This window comes from Nocardia asiatica NBRC 100129, assembly GCF_000308415.1.
GTDB classification, from domain to species: domain Bacteria; phylum Actinomycetota; class Actinomycetes; order Mycobacteriales; family Mycobacteriaceae; genus Nocardia; species Nocardia asiatica.
In genome coordinates, this window is record NZ_BAFS01000185.1 from 21,306 (window position 1) to 27,490 (window position 6,185).

The following is a 6,185-nucleotide window of genomic DNA, read 5'->3' on the forward strand; positions in this document are numbered from 1 at the left end:
GCGGGCAGGCCGCACCCGCATCCGCGCCTCCGTGGGTCTTGGACTCAGCCGGCGAAGAAGAACAACTCGAACCCGACCGCCCGCTCGGCGGGGAATCCGTCCTTGGGAGCGGTGGCCTGGTCTATGACGGCGCGCACCTGATCCTCGACGGGCTCGGGGCTCAGCGCCTCGAGGTAGCGCCGGTGCGCGGCCAGCGACGCGGCGGCCTGCTCCACGGTGCCGGTGACGTCCACGGCGTGGGTCGCTGCCGGGCCGACGACCGCCGCCCACCGCGCGGACCACGGCTCCCACTCGGCGATCTCCGGGAAGATCCACTCGTTGCCCGCGTCGGAGACGGCGTCCAGGGCGGCCCGGCCCACCGCACGGTGGTCGGCACTGTTGACATAGCCGGGCGCCCACACGTCGCCGAAGTTGAACAGCACCACCATCTCCGGCCGGTGCCTGCGGATGGCGGCGGCGAGGTCGCGGCGCAACCCGAGGCTCTCCTCGACGCGACCGTCCGGGTAGCCCAGGAACTCCACCTCCCGTACGCCCACCGCCTCGGCCGCCGCGATCTCCTCGGCCTCACGCAGCGGGCCCGCGAGCGCGGGGCGCAATCCGGCGATGCCGGCCTCCCCACTGGTCACCAGCACATAGCGGATGTCCTTGCCCTGCCCGGTCCACCGGGCCACCGCCGCGGCCGCGCCGTATTCGATGTCGTCGGGATGCGCGACGATCACCAAGCCGCGCTGCCAATCTTCGGGAACTCGCTCCACGGGGGTCATTCAAACATCACCTCGCGGCGACGGCGGTGCGCCGCCCGCTGGGCGCCGCACCGCCGCGTCCCCCGCTACAGCTTGCTCACCGTCGAGTTGTCCGAGCCCGACACCGCCTTGTACAGCAGGTACAGCCCGAACACGACGGCGCTGATCACCAGGATCGGGAACAGACCCTTGATCAACGCGCCGATGACGGCCAGCGCGATCCATACGACGGCGACGACGCCGATGATCTTCCACAACATTTCGATGCCTCCAGAAGTTCGTTTCCGCTTCGAGCATGACAGCCAGACGAATTCGAATCAGCAGGTGAGAAGGGATTTCGGGGTCGAAATCAGGGTTCTCCCCGACGTCGGGCGCAAGCTGCCGGGCGCCGATCGGGGTCACCCGCGCGCACCCGATGTCGGGCCGCCGGTTGCCGGCGCCGATCGGGTCGCCCGCGCGCGCAGCGCAGGCGGTCATCCGCTCGTCGATCGACACAGCCGCACGCGGATCGGCGATGGCGCCACTCCCACCAGAACGGCGTTCGAACGGTGTCGGAGCGCATCGCACAAGGGACATCGAGTGGCAAACGTCAGGTTCACGCTTCTATCTGCGTCGGACATGCCATCGGTGTACCGTCGACATTGCCCGCAGCAATGCGCATCGATACGCAATCGAACCAGGTGAGACACCGAAAATAGGCCGATCTGTCAAGCAGTTACGGCGGACGCTCGGCCCCGGAGTCCGCTCCATCGGCGCACGACCTCGACGGCCACGGACCGGAGCTCATGACACAGCAAACATTGAGTTCGGATGTCGACGGCCCGCTGGCACCCGTGCCGGCGTCCTCGCTGCGCGCGCTGGGCGCGGCGGCCGCGCTGCTCTTCGCCGACTGCCGGGAATCGGACATTCTGCGCATCGCCGCGGAGGCGGTGCGCTCCGTCGGAGGCTGCGACGCACTGGGCTGCTACCGAGTGGTCGAGAGCGACTATCTGCTCAGCCCGCAACCGCGCCCCGCCCCGCCGGGCGTGGCGGCACAGCTGCGCGCACAGCACGGCGAGGGCAGCCTTCGGCTTCCCGGGCACCGATGGGGCTGGGCGCTCCCCCTGCGCGACCGGTGCCAGACGGTGGGCGCGCTCGTCGTCGGCGCCGACCGCGAGCCGCAGCAGCCGGAGATGGTCCTGCTCACCGTGCTCGCCCAGCTCGCGGGCGCCGCGCTGGCGAACGTCGCATCGCGCGAACGGGCTTTCGCCGACGTCCCCGCGCCGACCGCTGCCGACGGGGATCTCGCGGCCGCCGTCCTGCGGCTCGAACGCCGTAACCGCGTACACGAGACGCTTTCCGGCGCCGCCGCGCACGGCACGGGCGAACAGGGCATCGCGGACGCGCTGGCGCGGCTGACCGGATTACCGGTCGCCGTCGAGGATCCGTTCGGCAATCTGCGGGTGTGGTCCGGGCCGGGAAGACCCGACCCGTATCCGAAAGCGCCGCCACAGCAGCGCGAACAACTGCTGCACCGCCTGGCCGCCCACAACGCGCCGCTGCGCGTCCGCGACCGGGTGGTCGTGCTGGTGAAACCGCGCGCCGAGATCCTGGGCACGCTCGCGTTGATCGACCCGGACCACCAGGCGTTCGACGAGCAGCTCTTCGCCCTCGCCCACGGCAGCACGGTGCTCGCCCTGGAGTTGGCGCACCAGCGCGACCTCGCCGAGATCGAGCTGCGATTACGCCGCGAACTGGTCGACGACCTGTTGGCGGGCACCGACAGCGACAGCGCCTTCGCCCGAGCCGAGGCCATGGGTTACGACCTGCGCGGCGAGCACTACGTGGTGCTCGTGCACGGCGACGACAGTGCCCTGGCGGAGGCGGTCGGCCGGGCCGCGACGGTGCTGGATCTGCCGTTTCTCCAAGGCCGCCACGCGGGCATGATCGTTCTGATCACCCAGCGCAGACCCGAACCCGAAGCTCTGCACCACGCCGTCTGCGAGCACCTGGACACCGCCCCCGTGACCATCGGGATCAGCGGCTGCTGCACTCGCCCGGCCGATCTCGCCCGGGCGTTCGACGACGCGCGGCGGGCGATCAACATCCGGCTGCGGTCGCGAATGCCCGACGGCGTCACCGCGTTCGACGAGCTGGGCTTCTACCGGCTGGTCGACGCCGCCCGCGCCGATGGCCAAGTCGAGCGGTTCATGCGGGAATGGCTCGGCACGCTGCTCGACTACGATCGCGACCACCGTGCCGATCTGGTGTACACCTTGAGCCGATACCTCGAATGCGGTGGCAACTACGACGATTCGGCCGCCGCGCTGCACATCCATCGCAGCACCTTGCGCTACCGGCTCGGGCGCATCCGGCAACTCACCGGCTTCGACCTGCGCGATGTCGACACCCGCTTCAACCTGCAAGCCGCCACGCGCGCATGGCGGTTCCTGTCCCTGGTGGCGCTGCCCACCTGACCGACGCGGGGGCGGTGTGACCGACGCAGCGGAGCAGCGCGGCACGACCCGCTCCGGCACGGCCCGACCTGCTCACCGGCGCAGCCCGACCGAATCGCGGCGGCGGTGGCGTGCGTGTCGGCGGACACGCACGTCACCGCCGCCGACGAACCCGGTCAGCCGCTCGGGCTCGACCGGGCCCACCCGCCCGATCAGCCCCTTCGGTGCTCGGGGTCCCGGTCTCGCGCCTGTTCGTTCAGCAGATCGTCGCGCGGAATGCCGTCCGTATCCTGCATTCCGAGGTCGGCCGTGTCGACGGCGTAGGGGTCGATCATCGGCTCACGCCCCACCCTCGTCCGGTCGCCACCGGCCGGCCTGCGCAGCGTCTCGCCCGCGCTGTCCAGATAGGTCTGCATCCGCGCCGTGGCGACCTCGCCCCGCTCCTCGGCTCGTTCCTCCGGCGGGCGGGTCATCTCGGGGCGGGCCCGCCGCTGCTGCGGAACCGGCTGCCTGCCGTAGACGTCCCACGCGGCCTGCTCCGGGTCGATCTGGTAGTGGTCGAACAGTTCCTGCTCGGCCTGCGGGCTGATCTGCCCGTTGTGGTCCAGCTGCGGCGAGGCCTTCACCGCTTCCTTCCCGACCCGCACCCGCAGCGTGGCCGACTCGGGGCGATGCTCGGCACCGGCCAGCGGGACCAAGGCGTCGGCGCTGAACAGGCCGGTGGACACCGCGATCCAGGTCGGTGAGCCGGAATTGTTGTCGACGTAGACCCGTTTGACCTTGCCGATCTTCTCGCCTTCGGGGCCGTACACCGAGCTGCCGATGAGCGTTTCCAGCATTTCAGTCATGGGTTCCTCCGCAGTTCGTCCGTGCGATGCGCAGCCCGACAGAACGCGGGTGTCCACCGCGCGCGCTGAGAAAAGGTTTCAATCGCTTGAGGGTCGATCGGTGGCGTCGGGACCGTCGTCGAGGCGCTGCGTTCTCCGCGCCAGCCGCTCCGGGTCCTCCGCGGATTCACACGTCAGGTACCGGCTGACATCCAGCCGCTGCGTGTCCTGGTCGAGTAGCGATAGACGGTAGGAAACATCGAGCATGACGTGCTCCTGCCCAGTAGTGCATGTTCCCGGCCCCATTCGGGATCGGGAGTGATCAGCTACATCATGGCAACTACCCGGACCTATCCCGATCAAACGTGAGGAAGCCGTTATTTCGCCAACCACCGACACATGGAATAAAAGATAGCAATCTCACAGCTACCTGACCGTTTTCGCCGGGCCGCTCAGCCCGCCGAGTCGGGCATCCCGTGGCCGCCCTTGACCAGCGTCAGAGCGGAGGGCCTGCTGGTGAACCGGAAGTCCTTGCCGCGATGGTCGACTTCACCGTCGGTGGCCAGCGAGACCGGCGCTTCCGTTACGCGCACGTCCACCCGGGAGACCCGGCGGTGCCGATAGGTCGGCGAGTACGCCAGCGTGCCGGTGAACGTCGCGCAGACCAGCCGAAGGCGCGAGAACGGGACGTCGGCGCGCAGGTACCGCACGTCGAGCGTGCCGCCGTGGAGTTCCGGACGCGACATGGGGATCTGGTCGGCGGGGCGATAGGCGCCGTTGCCGACGAACAGCATCCACAGCGCGATGCGGGCGTCGTCGAGGGTGACGTGCAGCGGCTTGGCGCGCAGCAGCACGCGCACCATGGCGATTCCCGCGGCGGGCCATTTGCCGATCCGGCGCTCCCAGCGTTCGCGCACGCGCACGAAGTCGGGATAACCGCCGAGGCTGGCGGTGTTGACGAAAATGCGCTGCTCGACGCCGTCGAACGACACCTCGGCCACATCGACGCGGACGGCTTCGCCCGCCTCCAGCGCGGCGAAGGTCACCGCCGCGTCCTCGACCCCGGCGTCCCTGGCGAAATGGTTCAGCGTGCCACCCGCGAAGACCGCCAGCGGAAGCCGACGCCGGACCGCGTACTCCGCGACAGCGGACACCGTTCCGTCCCCGCCGACGACGCCGAGGGCGACGATGTCCGCACGCCGCAGCAGTTCGTCCATCCTGGTCTCGAAGCCGTCGTCGCCGGTGAGCTCGAGTACCTCGGCGGCGGGCAGTCGGTCCCGCAGGGCGGCGAGCGTCCCGTCGCCGTTGCCCGAGCCCGCGTGCGGATTGCCGATCAGCAGCAGTCCGGCGCCGCCGGGCAGGGGGTCGATGCGACCGACCGGACCGAGTGCGGCGGGTTCGTCGGCGCGCACCGCCCACCACCGCCGGGTGAGCAACGCGACCGCACCGCCGAACAGCGCGCCCGCGATCACGTCGGAGGGCCAGTGCACGCCGATGTGCACGCGCGAATACCCGACCGCGGCGGCGACCGGAGCCACCGCGGCGGCCGCGACGGGAGACTCCAGCGCCAGACCCGCCGCGAACGCGGCGGCCGAAGCCGAATGCCCGGAGGGGAACGACGACGAGACCGGCGGCGCGACCAGCCTGCGCACGAACGGGACGGATTCGTCCGGCGGGCGGCGGCGCGGGAACAGCGGCTTGGCCACGCCGTTGGCGACCCCGCTGGCGATGCCGAGCGCGAGCAGGCCGCGCACCGCGCCGCGCCGCGCCGACCGGTCGCCGGCCACGAACAGGGCCGCCCCGAGCGCGATCCACAAGCGGTTCTTGTCGGCCGCGGTACTCAGCGCCTTCAGCACCCGGTCCGCCGGGGTCGCGCGCACACTCGCACTGCGGTCGACCAGCCAGCGATCCAGGCTGCTCGTCATCCTGGCCACCCCGCCGTCGCGCCCCCGAGTCGAGAGAAACCGCATCGCCGCAGCCTACCGAGCGCTCGGGCGCGAGGTCAGGGCGACCGGCGGCGAAACGGGCGAACGCGCTCCGGCGTGCGGCCGCGCGATCACGCCCGGACAACGCGTATTTTCAGTGAACGGATGTACTCTGATCTCGAACGCACAGCGGCGTCGAGCGGCTACAGGAAAGGGATGATCGACTGATGCAGACACCCCAATCAGCACACACTC

General features: G+C 70.4%; 6 protein-coding genes. 1 reads left to right on the forward strand and 5 read right to left on the reverse strand.

Annotated features, from left to right (window positions below; genetic code table 11):
* Positions 1-44: 44 nt before the first annotated feature.
* Positions 45-755 carry a PIG-L deacetylase family protein gene (locus tag ON27_RS17830; RefSeq protein WP_043728264.1) on the reverse strand — a complete coding sequence of 237 codons (711 nt, stop codon included), beginning with the start codon at positions 753-755 and terminating at the stop codon, positions 45-47.
* A gap of 74 nt (positions 756-829) precedes the next feature.
* Positions 830-1,003 (reverse strand): hypothetical protein, encoded by a 174-nt coding sequence (locus ON27_RS43920; RefSeq protein ID WP_043728238.1) that lies wholly within the window; start codon positions 1,001-1,003, stop codon positions 830-832.
* Between the two features lie 525 nt (positions 1,004-1,528).
* Between ON27_RS43920 and ON27_RS17840 the strand changes: the two genes are divergently transcribed.
* Positions 1,529-3,199: a PucR family transcriptional regulator gene (locus tag ON27_RS17840; protein ID WP_051046718.1), complete on the forward strand. Its 1,671-nt coding sequence runs from the start codon at positions 1,529-1,531 to the stop codon at positions 3,197-3,199.
* A gap of 191 nt (positions 3,200-3,390) precedes the next feature.
* Here ON27_RS17840 and ON27_RS17845 read toward each other — a convergent pair whose 3' ends face one another.
* The 3 genes from ON27_RS17845 to ON27_RS17855 all read right to left on the reverse strand — a co-directional run bounded on the left by ON27_RS17845 (position 3,391) and on the right by ON27_RS17855 (position 5,975).
* On the reverse strand, positions 3,391-4,026 hold the full coding sequence (locus ON27_RS17845; protein WP_083887642.1) for a PRC-barrel domain-containing protein: 636 nt from the start codon (positions 4,024-4,026) through the stop codon (positions 3,391-3,393).
* 78 nt (positions 4,027-4,104) lie between these two features.
* The gene (locus ON27_RS17850; protein WP_157227222.1) at positions 4,105-4,272 is read right to left on the reverse strand and encodes a hypothetical protein; all 168 of its coding nucleotides are present in this window, start codon (positions 4,270-4,272) and stop codon (positions 4,105-4,107) included.
* Positions 4,273-4,457: 185 nt separating this feature from the next.
* On the reverse strand, positions 4,458-5,975 hold the full coding sequence (locus tag ON27_RS17855; RefSeq protein WP_086007504.1) for a bifunctional phosphatase PAP2/diacylglycerol kinase family protein: 1,518 nt from the start codon (positions 5,973-5,975) through the stop codon (positions 4,458-4,460).
* Between the last annotated feature and the right edge of the window lie 210 nt (positions 5,976-6,185).

Bases quoted from the DNA above. Each gene is read 5' to 3' on its own strand.
- ON27_RS17845 (WP_083887642.1), bottom strand. From the start codon at position 4,026: ATGACTGAAATGCTGGAAACGCTCATCGGCAGCTCGGTGTACGGCCCC.
- ON27_RS17855 (WP_086007504.1), bottom strand. From the start codon at position 5,975: ATGCGGTTTCTCTCGACTCGGGGGCGCGACGGCGGGGTGGCCAGGATG.
- ON27_RS17840 (WP_051046718.1), top strand. From the start codon at position 1,529: ATGACACAGCAAACATTGAGTTCGGATGTCGACGGCCCGCTGGCACCC.
- ON27_RS17850 (WP_157227222.1), bottom strand. From the start codon at position 4,272: ATGCTCGATGTTTCCTACCGTCTATCGCTACTCGACCAGGACACGCAG.
- ON27_RS43920 (WP_043728238.1), bottom strand. From the start codon at position 1,003: ATGTTGTGGAAGATCATCGGCGTCGTCGCCGTCGTATGGATCGCGCTG.